Origin of the sequence: Halobacillus seohaensis, from assembly GCF_042663045.1 — a bacterium.
Classification (GTDB): Bacteria; Bacillota; Bacilli; order Bacillales; family Halobacillaceae; genus Halobacillus_A; species Halobacillus_A seohaensis.
This window is the reverse complement of record NZ_JBHSZV010000044.1, coordinates 1-20,406: the sequence shown is the minus strand read 5'-3', so window position 1 is coordinate 20,406 and position 20,406 is coordinate 1. Positions and strand designations below refer to the sequence as shown.

14 protein-coding genes, 1 pseudogene and 1 riboswitch are annotated in these 20,406 nt (G+C 39.2%); of the genes and pseudogenes, 5 read left to right on the top strand and 10 right to left on the bottom strand.

Annotated features, from left to right (window positions below; translation table 11 throughout):
- Positions 1–335: 335 nt before the first annotated feature.
- The 5 genes from ACFQIC_RS16030 to ACFQIC_RS16010 all read right to left on the bottom strand — a co-directional run bounded on the left by ACFQIC_RS16030 (position 336) and on the right by ACFQIC_RS16010 (position 5,012).
- Positions 336–830 carry a PTS sugar transporter subunit IIA gene (locus ACFQIC_RS16030; protein WP_204710355.1) on the bottom strand — a complete coding sequence of 165 codons (495 nt, stop codon included), beginning with the start codon at positions 828–830 and terminating at the stop codon, positions 336–338.
- 127 nt (positions 831–957) lie between these two features.
- Positions 958–2,142 carry a methionine gamma-lyase gene (gene megL / locus ACFQIC_RS16025; RefSeq protein WP_204710354.1) on the bottom strand — a complete coding sequence of 395 codons (1,185 nt, stop codon included), beginning with the start codon at positions 2,140–2,142 and terminating at the stop codon, positions 958–960.
- Between the two features lie 102 nt (positions 2,143–2,244).
- Positions 2,245–3,447, bottom strand: coding sequence for an MFS transporter (locus tag ACFQIC_RS16020; protein WP_204710352.1), 1,203 nt, complete (start codon positions 3,445–3,447; stop codon positions 2,245–2,247).
- A 1-nt stretch (position 3,448) separates the two neighbouring features.
- On the bottom strand, positions 3,449–3,874 hold the full coding sequence (locus ACFQIC_RS16015; RefSeq protein WP_204710350.1) for a MarR family winged helix-turn-helix transcriptional regulator: 426 nt from the start codon (positions 3,872–3,874) through the stop codon (positions 3,449–3,451).
- Positions 3,875–3,977: 103 nt separating this feature from the next.
- The gene (locus ACFQIC_RS16010; RefSeq protein ID WP_390217410.1) at positions 3,978–5,012 is read right to left on the bottom strand and encodes an EAL and HDOD domain-containing protein; all 1,035 of its coding nucleotides are present in this window, start codon (positions 5,010–5,012) and stop codon (positions 3,978–3,980) included.
- 346 nt (positions 5,013–5,358) lie between these two features.
- Between ACFQIC_RS16010 and ACFQIC_RS16005 the strand changes: the two genes are divergently transcribed.
- Both ACFQIC_RS16005 and rarD read left to right on the top strand, forming a co-directional pair.
- A complete protein-coding gene (locus ACFQIC_RS16005) occupies positions 5,359–6,951 on the top strand; it encodes an FAD-dependent oxidoreductase (protein ID WP_204710349.1) in 1,593 nt (530 codons plus the stop codon).
- A gap of 1,021 nt (positions 6,952–7,972) precedes the next feature.
- On the top strand, positions 7,973–8,875 hold the full coding sequence (gene rarD, locus ACFQIC_RS16000) for an EamA family transporter RarD (protein ID WP_204710348.1): 903 nt from the start codon (positions 7,973–7,975) through the stop codon (positions 8,873–8,875).
- Positions 8,876–9,222: 347 nt separating this feature from the next.
- Here the strand turns inward: rarD and ACFQIC_RS15995 are convergent, their stop codons facing one another.
- Positions 9,223–10,215: an NAD(P)/FAD-dependent oxidoreductase gene (locus ACFQIC_RS15995; protein WP_390217418.1), complete on the bottom strand. Its 993-nt coding sequence runs from the start codon at positions 10,213–10,215 to the stop codon at positions 9,223–9,225.
- Between the two features lie 513 nt (positions 10,216–10,728).
- A pseudogene (locus ACFQIC_RS15990) lies at positions 10,729–13,863 on the bottom strand (efflux RND transporter permease subunit).
- A gap of 114 nt (positions 13,864–13,977) precedes the next feature.
- Between ACFQIC_RS15990 and ACFQIC_RS15985 the strand changes: the two are divergent.
- Entirely contained in the window at positions 13,978–14,826 is an 849-nt protein-coding gene (locus tag ACFQIC_RS15985; RefSeq protein WP_204710347.1) for a TetR/AcrR family transcriptional regulator, read from the top strand.
- A gap of 62 nt (positions 14,827–14,888) precedes the next feature.
- On the opposite strand, the gene ACFQIC_RS15980 is transcribed toward ACFQIC_RS15985, so the two are convergent.
- The 3 genes from ACFQIC_RS15980 to ACFQIC_RS15970 all read right to left on the bottom strand — a co-directional run bounded on the left by ACFQIC_RS15980 (position 14,889) and on the right by ACFQIC_RS15970 (position 16,994).
- Positions 14,889–15,344, bottom strand: coding sequence for a hypothetical protein (locus ACFQIC_RS15980; RefSeq protein ID WP_204710346.1), 456 nt, complete (start codon positions 15,342–15,344; stop codon positions 14,889–14,891).
- Between the two features lie 15 nt (positions 15,345–15,359).
- Positions 15,360–16,580 carry an NAD(P)/FAD-dependent oxidoreductase gene (locus tag ACFQIC_RS15975; RefSeq protein ID WP_204710345.1) on the bottom strand — a complete coding sequence of 407 codons (1,221 nt, stop codon included), beginning with the start codon at positions 16,578–16,580 and terminating at the stop codon, positions 15,360–15,362.
- A 216-nt stretch (positions 16,581–16,796) separates the two neighbouring features.
- A complete protein-coding gene (locus tag ACFQIC_RS15970) occupies positions 16,797–16,994 on the bottom strand; it encodes a DUF2188 domain-containing protein (RefSeq protein ID WP_204710344.1) in 198 nt (65 codons plus the stop codon).
- Between the two features lie 153 nt (positions 16,995–17,147).
- A riboswitch (SAM riboswitch) is annotated at positions 17,148–17,258 on the top strand.
- A gap of 98 nt (positions 17,259–17,356) precedes the next feature.
- Here ACFQIC_RS15970 and metX point away from each other — a divergent pair.
- Complete coding sequence (metX, locus tag ACFQIC_RS15965) at positions 17,357–18,430, top strand: homoserine O-acetyltransferase MetX (RefSeq protein ID WP_204710343.1); 1,074 nt, start codon at positions 17,357–17,359, stop codon at positions 18,428–18,430.
- Positions 18,420–19,391, top strand: a complete 972-nt coding sequence (locus ACFQIC_RS15960; protein ID WP_390217407.1) for a homoserine dehydrogenase — start codon at positions 18,420–18,422, stop codon at positions 19,389–19,391. Before metX ends, ACFQIC_RS15960 begins: the two co-directional genes overlap by 11 nt.
- Positions 19,392–20,406: the final 1,015 nt, after the last annotated feature.

The window sequence follows — 20,406 nt, the reverse complement described above, 5'->3', positions numbered from 1 at the left end:
TTTAACAGGGACGAGAGAACGGTAACGACTCCGATGGAAACATACGGCAAGGGGCGGTGGGAAAGGGGGAGACTCCTGTGGGATACGCGGGTTAGATGAGACCCCGGAAGGCGCCAGCCTGAGGAGGCTCAGCGCACGCCCACGGAAAGCGACTCCTTCCCCACCGCCCCTTTCTCCACACAATCATCTCGGAAACGAGCCTTCAACAACCTGCCCGATGGTCAAATAAACCTCCGCCCTTAAATCGGTTATATAGAACTATTACGCTTAACATAACCAATGGTAAAAGAACCTAACGTTTCGGTAACGTCAGGTTCACAAATGTTAAACTATGTTTATTTCGTTTGTAGGGTCATAATATTGGTTTCTCCTGCTTTAGCTGCCTCTTCATAAACAGGTTCAAAACTTTCTACAATATCATCGTAATTTGTAATAACGATTGGGGTGATCGTACTTTTCGCTTTTTCTTTTACTAAATTAATATCAAATGTAACTAAAGGATCGCCAGCCTGTACCTTGTCACCTGTTGTTATGTGACCTTCGAAGCCCTCTCCTTCCATCGCTACTGTTTCGAGTCCAATATGGACTAAAACTTCGACACCTGATTTTGTTTTAATTCCTACTGCATGATTGGTTGGGAAAAGTTGGACTATCTCTCCATCTATCGGGCTTACTACTTGTCCATTATCAGGTTCTATCGCTACCCCGTCACCCATCATTCGCTGGCTAAAAACAGGATCCGGTACGTCATCTAGAGATACAACTTTACCACTTACAGGAGCAAGGATCTGTTCCTCCACACTTTTTTTACCAAATAGTTTCTTAAACATTTATATCCTCTTCCTTTCAATGTCTCTTGCCTATTTTACTAAAAAAATCTTTATCTTCCAACTTCCCTTAATTGGTAACGATAAACCTTAAGATATGTAGAGCTGGATTTTCCATCCAGCTACTCATCTATATTTTTGTTAAACGATTTAATGATTGTTCTAAGTCTAGCCAGATGTCTTCCCATTCCTCTAGTCCGACCGATAGTCGTAGTAAGGAATCATCAATTCCCATTTTGATTCGTTTACTTTCAGGAATGACGGCATGGGTCATTGTGGCAGGGTATTGTATTAATGTTTCAGCATCTCCAAGACTAACAGCAATCTTCACAAGGTTCAATGAATCCATCATGCTCATTACATCTTCCTTCCCCCCTGTGAGTCGAAAAGAAATTATACCGCCTCCCATACTCATTTGCCTCTGTGCTATGGTTCTGTCAGGATGAGTCAGATCATTCGGATACAACACTTCTTTTACCATAGAATGCTGTTTTAATTTTTCAACGATTTTCTCAGCACTGCTACTATGTCTCTTCATCCTAATTGGTAATGTCTTCATTCCCCGGATTAACAACCAAGCATCAAAAGGTGACATGATGCCCCCCATATCCTTTTGAACCCTCAATACTAATTTTTCAATAAAAGATTTCTTTCCAACTACTAATCCACCGATCACATCACCATGTCCACTTAAGTATTTTGTAGCGCTATGGACAACAATGTCTGACCCAAGGGATAGGGGTTGCTGTAAATAAGGCGATAAAAATGTATTATCAACAATTACAGGAATTTGATACTCACGAGCAACTTTAGAAACCATTGCTATGTCAATAACCTTCATCGTTGGATTTATAGGAGACTCGATAAAAATACAAGCAGTTTGTGGTTTAATCATAGACCGTAATTTTTCCACACTACTCATGTCGCAAAAATCATGAGTGATGCCGTATTTCTCCTCTAATAGTTCAAGCAAGCCATATGTGCAGCCATATATTCCATTTGCACAAAGAATTTGATCTCCTGTTTTAGTAAGTGAGGTCAGTACTGCGGAAATGGCCGCCATTCCTGAAGCGAAGGCTAGCCCTCTTTCCCCTCCCTCAACAGCTGCTATTCGTTCTTCCAGTACGTTAACGGTTGGATTGCTTAAACGCGAGTAAATATATCCCTTTTCTTCTCCTGAAAATCTTCGCTCCCCTTCTATAGCCGTTTCAAATGAGAACGTAGATGTTTGAAATATAGGTGTGGATAGACTTCCATGATGTGAATTGTCTTTCGTTCCTCCATGTATATACTTCGTATCCTCTCGATAGTTCATCTCAATTCCTCCTCCCCCTTCATCTTATGCAAAGATAACTGTTCGCTTGTAACCGTTATATTATTTTTCTGCAAAAAAAGAAGAAGGAATAACCCTTCTTAGTTAGGAAGTATATTCTATTTCTGCTTGATGGTTCGATCTCTTCTTTTTACCATGAAGCCACATGTATAGAAACACAGCACTAAACACGACAAAAGAACTATTAAAATATAGGGAAGAAAAACCAATTCCTGTTGCGGCCACTCCTACAATATAAGATCCAAACCCAACACCAATATCAAATATCGTAAAAAAGGTAGCAGTAGCTGACCCTGCTCGCTCAGGTACTTTTTGCAAAGCAATTGTTTGCATACTAGGTACCATTGTCCCCCACCCCAGTCCAATTAATCCACCAGAAACGAGTAGCATAATCGCTGAGTTTGCCATGCTTAACACAATTAAACCTATCCCAAAAGTTACAATGGCCGGAATCACAATGACATTTTCACCATATTGATCAAACCAGCGACCTGTAAACGGACGTGAAATTAATAAAACAATGGCATACACCATAAAGAAATAGCTTGCTGCTTGTCCTAATCCTAAGTCAGTGGCGTATACAGATACGAAAGATAACACCCCAGCATACGCTAATGCAACAATCGCACCTGTCACCGCGATAGGGATTACACTTTTCTCAAATAAACCATCTAGTTTAGGGATAACACTTCCCCGGTCTACAGTAGCTCCAGTGCGGGTTCCGGGAACACGGATGGTCACTCCTGTAAGCAGAGCAACTACTGCGGCTATTGCACAACTTAAGAACATGATGGTGTAGTTAAATGACTGGAGCAAGGTTAACCCAAGAAATGGACCAATCACCATAGCAAAATTCATTGACATTGCAAAATATCCCATGCCTTCTCCTTTTCGTCGATCAGGTATAACATCAGCCGCTAACGCTCCTAAAACGGTTGTAGCCATTCCAAAGCCTATACCGTGAAGAAAGCGAATAAGGAGAATAAATGGTAAGGCTTCCGTTAGAAGGTACAAAGCAGAACTAACGAAGAAAATGATAAGAGCTGTAATAAGAATCGGCATACGCCCCAAGTTTTCTACCCAGTGTCCTGACAGCGGCCTAATTAAAATAGCTGATAAAAGAAATATAGTGATCACAAGGCCGGCCGCTCCTTCACCTGCTCCCGTATCAATAATAAAAATAGGCATCGTAACAAAAAGTAAATAAAAAACGAGAAATACAAAGAAATTACTCAGCCATACATTCACAAAACTCCATGTCCATAATTTTTCATTTGTTGTGTTCAATTTACTTCCCTCCTTGCTTGCGTATTATTGAGGATAAGAGGAGAGTAAGTTGATCTAGCTCTTGTTTACGATCCGACCCAAATTCTTCTATTAAACAATCCTCCGCTTGCTGAATAGCACGTTGCCATCTTGTATAATTAGCTTTTCCCTTAGACGTGAGGACTATATTATTGGTGCGTTTATCTATACTGCTAAACTTATGAACATAACCAAGTTCTTCTAATCGAGTTAAAGTTCTCGAAAGAGGTGGCGCCTCAATATTTAACTGTGCCTTTAACTCTGACTGCGTCATTTGTTCATTTATATGAAGTTGAAAAATAACAGACCAGTGAGACATAGAGATATTCTCATCTTTTAAGGCTTCATTTAAGTATTGATTCACATCTCGTGATAGTTGTTGAATATGATGAAATACTAGTGATTCCATTGGTTCCTACCCCCCCCAATCATTACCTAGGTAATGATTATTATAAAAAAATAAGCTCACCGAAGCAAGCTTTGAATATTATAACAGTTCTTTTTATAGGGGTCTATTTAATTTCTTCTGCTGATGCAAAATGATCATTATACAATTGCTCTGTCCAAGCGATCGCCTGACCATAAATCTCCAATAATTTACTTACTGAAAGCTTAATATCATGAATCTGCGGCTCTATTAAATCGAAATCTGCCTTTTCTACAGCAATAACAAGATCTAGTATGAAACGGTGCGTATTTTCTTCATGATTCAGTGCTCGTTTAATTTCAAAGTCAAGCGGCAAACTTTCAATTACTTCATTTTTAGGTCGTTGCATTATCTCGTCTATGGAAGACATCAAACCTGTTAGAAAATACTCCTCACCTAAACGGTTGTGACCCAGACTTATTCCTATTTGTTCACACATCTTAGCTCGTTGCAAACTTAATTTCATCGCTTCCTGTGAAGCCGGACCTGGGCCGCCTTCTTTTACAGAAAATACGTACAACCATTTTCGGAGAGGTTCGAAACCAAGAATCATAACTGCTTGTTTAATTGATTGAACAGGCTCTGAAAGTTGGCAGGAGAAATTAATAAGACGTAACAGCTTGTAGGTGAGAGCTAAATCACCTTCGAATATTTTAATCACTTTATCCTTATTAATTTGGTCATCTTTAACGGCAAGTTCTTTGAGAACTTGAAAATAAGCTGTACTATATATCGGAAGATCTACGGCAGAAATAACAACAGGCCTACTATAGTAGTAGCCTTGAAACAGTTCAAATCCTTCCCTCACACACTGAAGGTGCTCATCGACGGTTTCGACCTTCTCTGCTAGCAAGGTTATACTTTTACCTTTGACAATTTCGTTGATTTCTGCACGATTTTGACAGGAAGTTTGACGTATATCTACTTTTATAATATCTACATACGTAAGAAGTTCTTGAACATTGGTATGCTCTAGGCTAGTTACATCATCTAAAGCAATGGAAAACCCTTTTTTCTTTAATTGACGGCAGACATCAATTAAATCCCCTGTCCACGAGACATCTTCAAGAATTTCAACAATCAATTTATTAGGATCGAAGTATTCAGGAATTTTTTTCATCAAAAGTTACTCTGTAAAGTTAATAAAGCATGGTCGATTATGAGACAAACGTTCAATGCCAATTGTAATAAAGCTATTAATTAATACTTCTTTAGTTGCTTTATTACCATCAGTACAGGGGAATGTATTGTCTTTACTATTCCGATATAAAAGTTCGTAACCGTAAATATGATGTTGAGAATTGAATATTGATTGTCTAGCAACAAAAACTTCCACTCGCACTCCCCCATTTCCATCGACTTCATCTGTACAAGTATACTATACATAAAGCATGATGTTAATCTCACTTACATGATATCCCCTTCTTAGGACAAACTGTAGAAAAGCGCCCAATAGGAGGATGACAATGGACAAAAAATTGGATTGGACCCACCCAGAACCCTTATGGAGGAAGAATGATAACCTTCCTTCTTTCGATAGTCTAAGCGAGTCAGTTGATACAGAAGTAGCGATAGTGGGAGCTGGAATCACTGGAATCACGACCGCCTACTTGTTGGCAAAAGAAGGAAAGAAGGTCACATTAATAGATGCTGATCGCATCTTAAACGGTACCACCGGACATACAACAGCCAAAGTAACGGCCCAACATGGATTAATTTATAATGAATTGATAGACCACTTTGGTGAAGACCAAGCATCATTATACTTGCAAGCTCAAACGGATGCCATTAAATCAATAGAAAACACTGTTCTAGATCTGAATATTGATTGTCAATGGTCAACACAGGATGCCAAACTTTTTGCTACAACACCCGAAGGAGCAAAAAAACTTGAAAAAGAAAGAGAAGCTTACGAGCGATTGGGAATATTAGAAACGGTCACAAAATCCCTGCCATTCGAAGCAGACTCCACAGCCGTTTTATCCATGCCAAACCAAGCACAGTTTCACCCTCTGCTTTATTTATCTGCACTTATTGATGAATTCATAAATTTAGGCGGGAAAGTTTATGAAAATACAAAAGCCACTAAAGTTAAAGAAGAAGATCGTGTGGTAATTGAAACAGAGCAAGAAGCTTCTATCTCTTGTGAAAATCTTATCATCTGCACACACTTTCCCTTTCATGATGGAAGAGGCTTTTACTTCAGTAGAATGTATGCTGAACGATCTTATGTCATTGCTATTGAACCTGAAAAACAATGGGAAGGTGGCATGTACCTATCTGTTGATGAACCCAAACGGTCTATTCGCTCTGCAGAGTATGAAGGAAAAGATATACTTTTAATCAGCGGAGAAAATCATCGCACGGGAGAAGGTGGCGAGCATTCTTTCCATTATAAAGCTCTTGAGGAGTTTGCAAGTCGGACATTCGGAATCAAGTCCAAACTATTCCAGTGGTCTGCTCAAGATTTAACGACATTAGATAAACTTCCTTATATCGGCCCGATTCAAAAGGAAAATAAACGAATCTATTTAGCCACAGGGTACAGAAAATGGGGAATGACCAACAGTAGGGTAGCAAGTGAATTGATCACTGATTATGTTATGGGACGTGAGTCTCTTTATCATAATTTATTCACTCCCTCAAGATTCAAAGCAGACCCTAGCATGAAGGCATTTATGAAGAACAATTTGAATGTCGCATCTCATTTCATGGAAGGTAAACTTGAACTTGTAGGTACACGACCTGAGGCCTTGCTCAAAGGAGAAGGTGCAGTCATCCAGTGGAAAGGGGAACGGGCGGGCGCCTATAAAGATGATTCTGGAGAATTATATGTATTAGATACCACCTGTACCCATATGGGGTGTGAAGTGGAATGGAACAGTGGTGAACACAGCTGGGATTGCCCTTGTCATGGTTCACGCTTTTCTTATGATGGGCATGTTATGGAAGGTCCAGCCAAGCAACCCCTTAAGAAGATTGCGTATAGTGATACAAACGAAGTCCGACATCTTCCTGATACTGAAGAAAACTATGATGAACAAACCGATCACCAATAAGGCGGCAATTTTTAACACTGGCTTTCGTCACCTATCGCAAACATTAAAAATGTAATATAAAACGCCCAACAAATTGTATGCTAATTTGTTGGGCGTTTTTTGTTGGTGTAACAGTATTTCATTTATAATATACATTAAAATTGGAGTGTAATTTGTACCTCTATTTGTTATATGACAATAGCCAGTGTATGTCTAATTTTAACCTAAAAATTCGTCTGCAAATTGACCTACATAAATTCACCAATAAATATTCCGTCATCGGTAGGAGGAGAAGGAGGTCGGGGAAATAACTCGCTTTCCGTGGGAGTACGGTGAGCCTCCTTGGACTTCGTCCTGCGGGGTCTCACCATGTCCTCTAATCCCACAGGAGTCACGTCATTTCCCCGACCCCCTTGCCATGAAGAAGAGGGACGGAACATCTACTAATCTAAGAAGTCGGCACGTAGCTATTGTTTTAACAGCATGTTTATCCTCTATTTTCATTATGAATGCCCCCTATTCGGGTCCGTTCGTGAAAATAAAGCAGAGAGGAACGGGAAAAGCGGACTAGACAAGCCCCACAGAGCAACGTGAGGCCACCAAAAAGTCTTTACAAAGAAAAATACAATGAGACCACCCACTATATCGATGTTTGTCTTATTTATATTGATTGATTTAGTTCTTTTTCTCTTATATTATCAATTTTTCAGTGTCTCAACGATTCTCTCGCATAAGGCGTTTTGCCCACGTGAAGTAGCTTAACCGATGCTTCCGTTCTCCTTACGAAAGCAAGAAGGTCCGGGAAATTGTGAGACTCCTGTGGGATGTACATGATCGGTGAGATCCCGCAAGGCGTAGCCTGAGGAAGCTCACCACATACCCACGGAAAGCGAGTGATTTCCCGGACCTTCTAACGCCATTCTTTGTAACGGAAACCACTGTAATGTCTCGAAGCTGTCTTCCACAGTTTTAAACATTTCCCTTTCCTTCACCTCTTTATTTGGCTAAAATTACAATAGTGCAGAGGAGAGGATTTTGAATCATGATCGATGAAAATAAATTAGGTGTCATGTATACTACAGGCGCCTATATCCTATGGGGATTCTTACCTATCTATTGGAAATTACTACAGCATATTTCCCCTTTTGAAATTTTAGCCCATCGCATCGTTTGGTCAGCTGTGTTTATGGCTATCATTATTTTTTTATTAAAAAAGAACCGTCGATTTATTGAAGAAGCCAAACAAGTATGGCGAAATAAGCGGAGTCTTATCGGGATAACACTAGCTTCGATCATGATTAGCATAAACTGGCTAACATACATATGGGGGGTAAATAATAACCATGTAGTTGAAGCCAGTCTCGGATATTACATTAATCCTCTAGTCAGTATACTTTTAGGGATGATCGTTTTAAAAGAAACATTTTCACGGCCGCAGTGGATTGCTTTTCTATTAGCTGGTAGTGGGGTCACCTATATGACTGTCAACTTTGGCTCGGTGCCTTGGATAGCGTTATTGCTTGCTTTTAGTTTCGGAATGTATGGATTGCTCAAAAAGTTAGTTCCTCTAAATGCGATGTTTGGTTTAATGATCGAAACGTTAATTGTTTCTCCAATCGCCTTAGTCTATTTACTCAGTATTCAAAATTCTATCCAGCAAGTTGAATGGCTAAACTGGACTACGGTTCTTGTCTTTGGAGCTGGAATAGCAACAGCCATACCATTGCTTTTATTCGCTGCTGGTGCCAAGCGCATTCCACTATCAATGGTTGGATTTTTGCAATATTTTGCTCCTACAATTATGTTATTTCTCGGGGTATTTATGTATGATGAGCCCTTCACAGAAGTTCATGCCGTATCCTTTTCACTAATTTGGGCAGGTTTAGCCGTCTACACGTTCTCACGAGTGAAACGTCTTAGAAAATACGAAATTAAAGCAAGTTAACCCATATAAAAAAGAAAAGATGATCGGGAGAAATTTACGAAATAGCATACTAATTATGCTATTTGCTATGTTGATTTTTTAGACCAAGTAGATAATTGTAATTTCATGTTAAAATAATTGTAGAATCTGTGAAGGATTGTTGAAAACTCAATTCCGATATGATTGTTGGAGAGAGGGTCGTGTGGGGAAGGAGCCGCTTTCCCACACGACCCTTTCCGTATATTTTCCATCAGAATCGGTTCAACGGCCTTATCTAGAGATGTGAGAAAATGAAAGTGGATAAGTTTGCCTCATTGTTTCTTCTTAGCCAAACTATAGACAATTATAGTAAACGCCTGTGTTATAAGTTATTGTCTAGGCTCCTCCTGCAATAGAGCGCCAGCTACATCATACCCTGATATGAAAGCACTCTCCATGCGCGTTCTTCCTGATGAGTCGTCTGGACGAAGAAAGGCATCTCCGGCAGTGTACAGAGTTTGTTTTTTATTTAAAATACAATAGGAGTGCGGATAAGTGCTGACTGCCTGTGCATACTTCCAAAGTTTCAACTGTTTTGAAACAAGGTTTTCATAATTAAAATAGTCTGTGACCTTTTCCATAACCTTAATTAATATTCCCTCATGGTCATAGTGGTCAGAGGACCATTTTGCCGTCATATAAATACTTACTATCACGTCTTTAGATATTCCTTTTTTATAGTGATCAACCACTCTTTCCACCCCATGCGGAAGTGAATGATCCAAGTGACCTGATAGCGGCAAAGAAGTCATTCCATCAAAGTGAAAAATACCCACATATGTAGGTTGAAATTTAATTTTTCTTAATGGTTCAATATAATCATCAGAAACACCGCTACCTTTTAAAAGTTCCAGTGTTTGTGGAACGGGGGTTGTAACGATGACTTTGCGACTCCTCCATGTAGACTGATCCGTCATTTTTAACTCGTACTCCCCTCCTTTTTCCAGAATGCTAGCTACTTTTGCATGTAAGTGAACATTTATACCTTGAGCTATCTGCTGGGCTAGACGATTCATTCCGTTCACAGCTGTATAGCGCGGATAATCATTTCCAAACCAGTGCTTAATCCAACCACTTTCTAGCCAATGATCGACTTCTTTTTGTAATTCTTTTGTTCGAACAGTGAAAAATTGTGCACCGTTGTCTGCTTTCCCTTCTGCTACACGTCTCGTGGCCAGTCGTCCACCCACACTTTTCCCTTTATCAACGAGAACTATATCTTGTCCAAACTGTTGCAACCTTCGAGCAGCAGTGATTCCTGATATACCTGCACCAATAATCGTGACATCATAGGTTTTAATACGCTCATCCCCTTTGATCATCTTATTCACTCTATTCCCCTTCTTCACAAAAAAATACCCCAAATTAATGATAGGAATCATTAAAAATCGAATCGACTAGGCTACCGAAATCTAAGCACTACTTTCGCTAGTAGTGACTGTCTAACATGTACGTCATAACTCCTATTTAACGACTTAAGATGCCTATTGCCTCTTTAAACGAATGTGGTTTTCTGCTTTCGTTCCTTGGCTAGTGCGGCCTATTTAAGAATATCATTTTCGGAAAATTACTGCTGTATCATTACGTGACTACCTATATTTTAATTTCTTGTTTCTTATGAAAATTTTACCACTTACAAAATTTAAACCGTAGAGCTTAACGTTGTAAAGGCACACAAAAACGCTTGGGTTTAAATACAACCCAAGCGTTTCGTGTGTAATTTATTTGCTATTTACATTATTGTTGAACCTGATTTTTAATGTTTTCTCAACAGTATCGGAACAATTTAGCCCAAATGGCTGGTGTTTCTTAATCTTATTATTCTTTTACAATATTTACGCTTTCTTTTTCTTAAATTTACTTAGAAATTCATAAGCAAGCGGTACAATAAGGAGCGTGAGTAACGTTGAGCTGGCTAGTCCACCAATTACGGTTACACCTAAACCTTTACTTATAATTGATCCACCTTCAAATCCTAAGGCTAATGGTAATAACGCTCCAATTGTAGCAAGAGCTGTCATTAAGATCGGACGAAGTCGAGTAACTCCAGCATCTAGTAGAGCTTCCCGTGTAGACAATCCTTCGTTCTCTTTATGAATGACTCGGTCAATTAACACAATAGCATTTGTTACTACTATTCCGATCAACATAAGTGCGCCTATCATAGCAGAAATGCTTAGAGTTTCTCCACTTACTAGTAAACCGAGCACACCACCAATAATTGTAAATGGCAACGAGAACAGAATAGCAAGTGGCGCAAGTGCTCCTCCAAAGAAAACTACTAGTACCAGGTAGACAATTGCAATCGCAGCCAACATAGCTAACCCAAGCTGAGTGAACGATTCTTCAATATCTTCGGTTACACCGCCTAACGTGATCTCCATTCCTGATGGTACTTCAATACGGTCAATTTCCTCTTGAATTTCAGTAGAAACTGAACCCACATCGTCTGTTGTTACAGAAGCACTAACACTTGCATAAACTTGGCCATCTCGACGACTAATTGTGTCGGCGGTAGTTCCTTCTTCCACATCGACGACTTCACTGATCGCAACTGATCCACCTGTAGCAGTTTCTAGTTTATGATCTGTCAAGTCTTCAATTGCTTGATATTCTTCCTCGTCAGAAGCTACATAAACATTCAGTTCTTCTGATTCTTCCGTAACAGTCGTTACAACTGACCGTTGCGGATTTTGATTTAACTCCATTCCTACCTGACCTGCAGTCAAGCCTAATTCACTTAACCGATCATGATCAATAACCAGTTGGTATTCTTCGTATGATTCAGAAACACTGGAATCTATACTCGTCAAATCATCCCTATCATTTAGAATGGATTGAACATCACCAACAAGTGGTTTGATTTCATCTATGTCTTCTCCATAAATTAATAGTTCAACCGCACTACTTGAGCCTGTTGATGAGAAATTCTGAGAGGCCCATTCTCCTGTTTCAGTTTGCTCCTTCAAGTCTTCAATTACTTATTCACTTTCACTTGCAAAGTTTTCCGTATCACTAGCATATTCCACGTTGAAGGCTGCTTGGTTCGAAGCTCCCGGGCTCATAGGGTTTTCTCCCCCAACAGAATACTGAATGTTCTCAGCACCGTCTCTTCCTTCAAAGTATTCTTGAGCTTCTACTGCAATTTCTTCTACATCTTCAGACGTCTGCCCTGGCTCTGGACTGTAAGTTGCCATAACAACCTTTTGCTCCTCGGCAGGTAGAAAACTCACCCCTACTAAAGGTACGAGAGCTATACTTCCTACTAAAATACCTATTGCCACCACAGAGGCAATAATCTTATGATTTAGTGTTTTGGTTAACACTGACTTATACCAGCTACCTAGTTTACCTCCAGATTCATCATGCTGCGTCTTCTTAATTTTTGAAGGCTTCAGTAGCGAATGAGACATCATTGGCACAATAGTTACAGCTACTATAAGTGATGCTAATAAAGCAAACACTACAGTTAAAGCAAATGGCAAGAATATTTGCCCTACCATGCCTTCAACTAAACCTAATGGTAAGAACACAGCAATCGTTACAATTGTTGAAGACAGTATTGGCATAAACATTTCTCTTGTCGCTGATCGCACGAGATCTTTACCTTTTAATTTCTCATCCGGTAGCGACATTCGCCTATATATATTTTCAACCACAACAATTGAGTCATCAACCACACGGCCAATAGCCACCGTCATAGCACCCAGTGTCATAATGTTCAATGTAATGCCCATTTGATTTACTACAATAATCGCCATTAATAATGATAATGGGATAGAAATAACTGAGATTAATGTCGTTTTTACATTTCTCAAAAATAAGAGAATGACAATAACCGCAAACAGCCCACCAAATAGTGCTTTATTTAACATGGTGCTCACAGATTCCTCGATAGGCTCGCCTTGGTCGAAGGAACTAATAAATTCAATGCCATTCAGCTGTTCTTCAAATTCAGCTGTCTGGTCTTTCACCAAATTAACAACATCAACTGTATTGGCTTCTTGAGACTTAACAATTTGCAAGGAAATGGAATCTTGACCATTAGTCTTAGAAATTGATTCCGTTTTCCCAATCACTTCAATTCCAGCCAGTTCATCAAGGGCTACAGTTGGAAGATTAGCCTGCGCAACTTCCTCTGTACTTGGAACCTCTGTTGTACCTTGCTCAGCTGGCATTTGTTCATTACTAGAAGGAGCTTGTTGTGATTGACCTTGACCCTGTGAAGAAACAGCAGGAATTTGCAGATTACCCAATTCATCAAGGCTTTCTAACTCTCCATCAATCACTACCGACTTTTCCGTTTGATCAAAATTATATAAGCCAAGAGGTACGGACACATCAGATCCTTGGATCATCTGTATAATCGTATCCTCTTCCAAGCCGTACTCAGCTAATGCTTCTTCATCAAAATCAAGTACAACTTCCTGTACTTGTTGTCCTGATACTTGCACATTAGCAACACCCTCTACCCCTTCAAGAGAAGGAACAACTTCATCCTCAATTGTCGCTGTTAGTTCCTCTAAGGATTGACCCTCATTAATTGCACTTAGACTCAATACGGGGAAGGCATTAAAATCTAAGCGGGAAACATCTGGGTTATTAACCTCTTCTGGAAGCGTAACTTTTTCAACTGCTTCGTTTAATTCATCTTCTGCTTCGTCTAAACTTTTACTAAAGTTATATTCTATTTGAAGATTTGAAGCGTTTTGGTAAGAAGTTGAATTTACTGTGCTAACCCCACTTAAGTTACCTACTTGTTTCTCAAGTGGTTCAGACACTTCATCCGCTACCTCTTGCGGTGTAGCACCAGGATAAGTAGTAGAAACTGTGATCACGGGAGGTTCTATGTCCGGGATGGTTTCTAGTTTCATATTTAATCCTGCATATAAACCTGCTATGGTTATAATAATGGTTATCAACCATACCGCAAATTTATTATTCATTGAAAAATTAATAATTTGCTTCATTTTTGTCCACCTTCCAATATTGACCGATTAGTCACAACAACTTACAATATAAATGACCGATCAGTCATGAGTCAAGGAAAGTCTAAGTTTTTCTTTATTAAGGAGCCATATAACATGGAAGATAAAACAGTCTTTATTATTAATAAGGCGATCAAACTCTTTGCTAAAAAAGGTTTCAGTAGCACATCTGTTCAAGAAATAGCTAATGAATGCGATATTTCAAAGGGAGCTTTTTATTTACACTTCAAATCAAAAGATGCTCTTTTATTTGAAATTTTCAACCATTATTCTAAGGAAATACAATATAAAGCCGACGAGATACAAGCTATGGGGCTTGATCCACGGACGAAATTCACAAAACAGCTCATCGTTACTTATCAAGAGATTATTAAACATCGTGAATTCATCATTATGCAGATTCGAGAGCAAGCCATCCCTTTTAACAAAGATATTGAAGAATTTATCCAGCATATGAGATTTAATTCCCACCTTTTTTATAAAAGGAACTTAACTGCAATATACGGAAAAGACATTGATCCGTACATTTGGGAAGTTACGGTTTTGATGCAGGGAATGTTTAAGACTTATTTGGACCTTATCATAATTGAAGACGTGCAATTTGATATAGAGGAGTTATGCGAGGCAATCCTAAAACGCACGGATTTTCTCGTTGAAGGGTTTAAAAAATCGACTGACCAACCGGTCATAACCGACCGACTCATGAGTGAGATTATTCCAGAAAATTACTACGACAACCAACTGAATGAGATCGTCCAATCACTTAAGGGGAAGCAAACCCAAAATACTGAGTCAGAAATTGATGTTACCATTTCTGTACTCCTTGAAGAAATTGAACGTCAAGACCCACGTCCAGCTGTCATCAAAGGGATGCTAACTAACCTTGAAGGATTAGATATTTTCAAAGGAGTTGCGGGACAAATCCGCACCTTTTTCCAGTTATAATTAAGCGTAAGAAAAGGCCCTCTTAGTTATTGAATGAGGGCCTTTACGTAAAATAACAATTTTTAGTTTTGCTCTTCCTCCATGATCTCATCTAAAATCGGATACACTGACTCGACTCCTTCCTGTGCCACCAAGCATGCCACTCCTAAAGGTGTTGACCAGAAGGAATCTGGTATATAGGGATTTTTAAGTCCTGCTGGTTGAAAAAGCGAACGGTAAATACGGTTTAAATGGCTTTCGGTTTCCCTTGGATCTTTCTCTTTCTCACCTCGTGCCATAAGAAAAACATAACGCATCGACTGAAATAAATTATCTCCAGGCATAAATGTATATTCTTTAAAAAATTTAAGTTGTTTTTGAGCTTCCTCTTTTAAGCCGGATTTAACAGCTAAATCATCAAGGTGTTCATATAAATGTCGATATACTTGTTGGAAAACCCTTCTTTTTTCATCTTGCATCACTTTGTCTGTGTAAATGTCCTGCAATTTAGCAAAAGCTACTTCCTTTGTCCATGTCATGCTTTCCCTCCTTCATTAGTAATGAAATCCAAAGTTTTTGGCTTCATATTCCACTGAACCATATAGCTCAGGTGTTTCTTCGGAATGTTGTTTAAGTACATCAGGTAAGTGCTGCACTACTCTATTCCAAACCATAGGATTGGCAGCCATTGCTTGAAATAGAGCTGATTCGTTCGCAGACCAAGGTTTTCTTGTTTGAATATAGTCTAACGTTAATCGGTAACCAGGTCCAAGGTTCTCATCGCGTCGCTTCTGAAATTCCTTCATAACCCCTTCCCATGATTCACCTTGATCCCAAGCTTTAATGGACTTTGCAAGTAGAGAAGATTGCATCAATGCGTCATTGATTCCTAACCCTGTACTAGGGTCTTTGCTATGGCCCGCATCTCCTATCAATGCCCAACCTTTTCCTGCAGCCTCTCGAAAGAAGTTAGGAACACCCGGTGTACCGATAATCCTCCCTTGCAAGGTTGCTTCTTCTAAACGATCACTCATTCCATAAAATTGACGGTAAGTTTCCTCAAACGATTGTGGTTCTTTCGCAAATTTATTAAATTCCTCCGGACGAACTTCTAGCCCTAAACAATCGATCCCTGGTTCCATCGGAAATAAAAAACCAATCCGCCCCTCATTCAAGAAAATTTCAGTGGTAGGTTCCATAAGTGGCTTAACATTAAAATAATACCCGTAAAAGACTGGCCTCACAGTAGAATATTCCCCATATTTCTTAGCTCCTACCCACTTAGCAACCGAAGAGTTTTTACCATCTGCTCCTACAGTAATAGGAGCCTTGATGGTATGCTTACCCCCTCTTTTATCAACTGCTTCCAGTCCACACACTTCACCTTGCATCCCTTTTTTAAGCAAGCTAATCACTTGATATCCTTCTAAAAGCTCCACATTTTCATAACTTATAGCCTTATTAATTAACACATGGTCTAAATGGTCGCGTCTCGGGGCCAAGGTATAAGACTCACGGGGCCCTTCGATGAAACTATCAGCTATATATGTACGCATTCTTTTAATCTTCCTTAAGCCTGTAGCTTCAACTTCATCTAATACATCTAACTGTTTCAAATAATGGAGGTGCGAGAGGTGGTGTGTAGAAAGTGTATCACTTGGAAATGATGACTTATCTAACATTAATACTTTTTTGCCCATTTCACCTAATAAAATGGCTAAGCTTGCCCCAGCAACTCTTGCACCAACAATAATGACATCCACTTGTTGTTTCATATCATTTACCACACCTTTATTTATTTATAGGTAGGGAGATCCCTGCTAGAATTGAAGTGAAAATAAAGAGGAGGGGTATTTGCCTGCATCAAACGAATTAACCATAGAGGATTATCACTTTTTAATTCTATGTATAGCGTAACGTTTCAGCAAGTTTTATTCCATAAAAAAACTCCCGATCCGGGAGTTTTTCTAGAAAATTAACCATCTCTCATCTTAAAATTTCATCTCCTCTTCTACTTCGTGATTTTGGTCAAGAATTTGCACACGACTTGGCTTGTTTTGCTCCGCCATTTCTTTTGCCTTTTCTACAGCTTTATCTCTTGCATCATATTCATCAGTTGGAGCAACATCTTCTATTTTAACTATCCAACCTGTAACATCTTTATTTGGTGCAACGCTATATTCCTTCATGATTTATCTCTCCTTCTACTTTGTAGTCTTGATGTGTATTTTCCCACTGTTTTTCAAATTCAAACGTGGACATTATTTTACAAATAGTTTGACATTATATTCGTGTCATTCTATAATTCGTAACATACCTTAAATGACACGCCAACTGAATAACTCTTATCTAGAGTGGCAGAGGGACTAGGCCCTGTGACGCCCGGCAACCTTCAAGCAACGGCTTGAAAAGGTGCTAATTCCTACAGATCTTTATGATCTGACTGATAAGAGGAGGAACCTAACCAACCGCCCTCTTCTTATTAAAGAAGAGGGCTTTTCATATTTTCTACATTAGGAATTTAAATGAGAAATAGGAGGGGGGACCGTACATGTCAACTAAAAACATTATAGATCAAAATACTAAAACTAAAATTTCGATTGGAAGCTTTGCCTTAGAATCTGGAGGGACACTTCCTGATGTTGAGTTAGCTTATGAACGGTTTGGTCCTAAAGATGCCCCTGTCGTTCTCATTTGCCATGCTCTAACTGGAAACCAATATACTATTGGTTCTTCTGAAAGCCCTGGGTGGTGGTATGGCCTTGTTGGGGACAATTGTCCAATTGACACCACCCACTTCCAAGTGATTACCTTCAACGTACTGGGAGGATGTCATGGTTCTACAGGTCCAGCAAGTTTTAATCATTTAACACAGGATACTTATCGATTGGATTTTCCAAAGATTACGATCCGTGACATGGTTCACGCTCAGTATAAAGCATTACAAAAACTTGAAATTTATGAGGTACATGCCATTGCGGGTGGGTCACTAGGCGGGATGCAAACCTTTGAGTGGGGACTTCTCTACCCAAATTTTATGAAGCAATTGTTTGTTTTAGCTGCAACTCCCTACTTGAGCGACTATGGAATTGCTTTTAATCATATAGGAGCACGAGCTATTCAAGATGATCCAGCTTTCAATAAGGGAAATTATGATAAAAATGAACAACTTCAAGGGTTTGAACTTGCGAGAATGACAGGTATGGTTACGTATCGAAGCGGAAAGATTTTTCAAAAAAGATTTGATAGAAGTCACAATGAGTCCCATTATGACATTCAATCTTATATGGATTATCAAGGGGAAAAAATTAAAGAGCGATTTGACGCCAACAGCTATCTGTATTTATTAGAATCTATGAACAATCACGATATCAGTCGTGGTAGAGGGACATTACAAAATGTAGCTAAGCAATTTCAGGCACAACTTTACACAATTAGCTTCCAACACGATTTATTATATCCCAAAGAGTTAATAGAAGACTTCAGTGCTGACGTACCTAATAGTCAACACCATCATGTCCAGACAGATTACGGTCACGATGGCTTTCTAGTTGAATTCGATCAATGGGGTCTATGGATTCAAGAAAAAATCAACCAAGGAGTAGTGAACAATCATGACAATTAGAGTAGCATTATTAGGATTTGGAACAGTCGGTCAAGGAGTTTACGAAATCCTTCAAAATAAGCAGAAACAATTAACAGACTTAATAGGTGAAGATGTAGAGATATGTGGTCTATTAGTTCAAAACAAGCTTAAAGAACGCGCCATTTCCGATTATGTCTTTATCACAGACAATTTTGAAGATATAATCAACCAAAACCCGGACGTTATTTTTGAAGCAATTAACGGTGAGGAACCTAGTCATTCTTACCTGAAGGAAGCATTAGACAAAAACATACACGTGGTCACTGCCAACAAAGTTATGTTTGCTACATATGGTCAAGAACTTCTTGAAAAAGCCGGAAAGTATACAAGTATCGGCTATGAAGCAACCACAGCATCCGGAACACCAGTTATTGGAACGTTAATGAACCTACTTCAAGTCAATCAAATCACAAAAGTTGAAGCCATTCTCAATGGAACTAGCAATTATATTCTAACGGCGATGCAAGAGGATGGAAAACCATTTTCCGAAGCACTACAGGAAGCACAGGACAAGGGATATGCAGAGGCAGACCCGACCAATGATATTGAAGGGTACGATGCCTTTTATAAGTTAATGATAGTAAGTCAGTTACTTTATAATAGACAACCGCTTTGGTCAGAAGTCCCACTTCAAGGTATCTCCCATATATCAGAAAAGGATATTACTAAAGCAAAGCAGCAAGGAGAAAAATTTCGTCACGTGGCCACTCTCGAATTAGTGAATGATAGCATTCAAGCAAATGTCCAGCCCATTTCACTCCCATCCAGCCATGGTTTATATGCGATTGACGGGGTTGATAATGCTATTGATGTCACTGGCGACTTAGTGGGTTCTGTAACGTTACGAGGACCTGGAGCAGGTAAATTGTCAACTGCTAGCGCAATGGTGGAAGACTTTGTACGTATTTTCCAAGCATCGCCAGTCAAACAACTAAGTTAACTTCTAAAGAAATGGCTCTGTTAAAGTTGATTGTTGATATGTGATAAAATCGAACAATCGTTCTATGGTAAGGTTATCAAACATAAGTGGGTGATGACTGTGAGAGCAACCGATATTCTTAAAGCCATTCAAAAACTGAGTCTTAAAGAAACGGGCCGTAATCTGTAAGACTCATTTTCGAGATAACTTGGATCCGTTGCCAAAATCGATGAGGGCGGCTACGGAAACAACTTGCTTTAAGTGGACGAACGCCTGTTTTTCCGGAGGGAACCTCGCATATTTTCTTTTTTTATTGTTCAAAGTCCTTAATTTCATACAATGAACTTTAATTGTGTTATTTACATCTTCAATGTATCCGTTATTAAACGGGTATATAAATGACTACAAAACATGTGTGACCGTCATTTAAAATGAAACAGTTTCTGCTAAAATATCTGACACACTTTACTGGAAATTATCATCCCCATTTTATAGTGAATTGCAGCCTCTAATAACAAAACATTTGTTAATCATTGTCCTGATTTATACGGTGGTTTCCGTTACAAAGGATGGCGTTAGATATGGTGCTTCAAGTGAAAAGCATTCCTTACGAGTGAGAATTGTGCTGGAAGGTGCATTCTTGCATATCGCTTAAAGCTTCGGATTATTCAATAAAAGAATCGTGGACGATTACAATTAAACTAACGAAACCGTATTGTTGAAGACTTGAATTCGATATGTTTGTGTGAATTTTGGGGCTGCGGGAAACGGTTCGCTCCGCCCCTTTACCATATAAGTGTCTCGATACCACTTCAAGAAAAGGCAGCCATTCCTAAGTTTGCATGCAAATCTTGATAGCGGGCGGTCCTATTAAAATCCTTGATAAAGAGAGGTTCATTGCAATAGAACACGGATATTGGAAGATAGTCCTTCTGGGAAAGGGATTCGTTTCTTACACATCGAATGGGGGGGGGGAATCTCCCCGTTTCCTAGCCACCCATCCTTTGCTTTTAATGAACGGCCCTACTGCCATAAG

What these genes read in the sequence shown, in the direction of transcription:
- ACFQIC_RS16005 (WP_204710349.1), top strand. Translation starts at nt 5,359, where the DNA reads ATGGACAAAAAATTGGATTGGACCCACCCAGAACCCTTATGGAGGAAG.
- ACFQIC_RS15960 (WP_390217407.1), top strand. Translation starts at nt 18,420, where the DNA reads ATGACAATTAGAGTAGCATTATTAGGATTTGGAACAGTCGGTCAAGGA.
- rarD (WP_204710348.1), top strand. Translation starts at nt 7,973, where the DNA reads ATGATCGATGAAAATAAATTAGGTGTCATGTATACTACAGGCGCCTAT.
- ACFQIC_RS15995 (WP_390217418.1), bottom strand. Translation starts at nt 10,215, where the DNA reads ATGATCAAAGGGGATGAGCGTATTAAAACCTATGATGTCACGATTATT.
- ACFQIC_RS16010 (WP_390217410.1), bottom strand. Translation starts at nt 5,012, where the DNA reads ATGAAAAAAATTCCTGAATACTTCGATCCTAATAAATTGATTGTTGAA.
- metX (WP_204710343.1), top strand. Translation starts at nt 17,357, where the DNA reads ATGTCAACTAAAAACATTATAGATCAAAATACTAAAACTAAAATTTCG.
- ACFQIC_RS15985 (WP_204710347.1), top strand. Translation starts at nt 13,978, where the DNA reads ATGGAAGATAAAACAGTCTTTATTATTAATAAGGCGATCAAACTCTTT.
- ACFQIC_RS16030 (WP_204710355.1), bottom strand. Translation starts at nt 830, where the DNA reads ATGTTTAAGAAACTATTTGGTAAAAAAAGTGTGGAGGAACAGATCCTT.
- ACFQIC_RS16015 (WP_204710350.1), bottom strand. Translation starts at nt 3,874, where the DNA reads ATGGAATCACTAGTATTTCATCATATTCAACAACTATCACGAGATGTG.
- ACFQIC_RS15975 (WP_204710345.1), bottom strand. Translation starts at nt 16,580, where the DNA reads ATGAAACAACAAGTGGATGTCATTATTGTTGGTGCAAGAGTTGCTGGG.
- megL (WP_204710354.1), bottom strand. Translation starts at nt 2,142, where the DNA reads ATGAACTATCGAGAGGATACGAAGTATATACATGGAGGAACGAAAGAC.
- ACFQIC_RS15980 (WP_204710346.1), bottom strand. Translation starts at nt 15,344, where the DNA reads ATGACATGGACAAAGGAAGTAGCTTTTGCTAAATTGCAGGACATTTAC.
- ACFQIC_RS15970 (WP_204710344.1), bottom strand. Translation starts at nt 16,994, where the DNA reads ATGAAGGAATATAGCGTTGCACCAAATAAAGATGTTACAGGTTGGATA.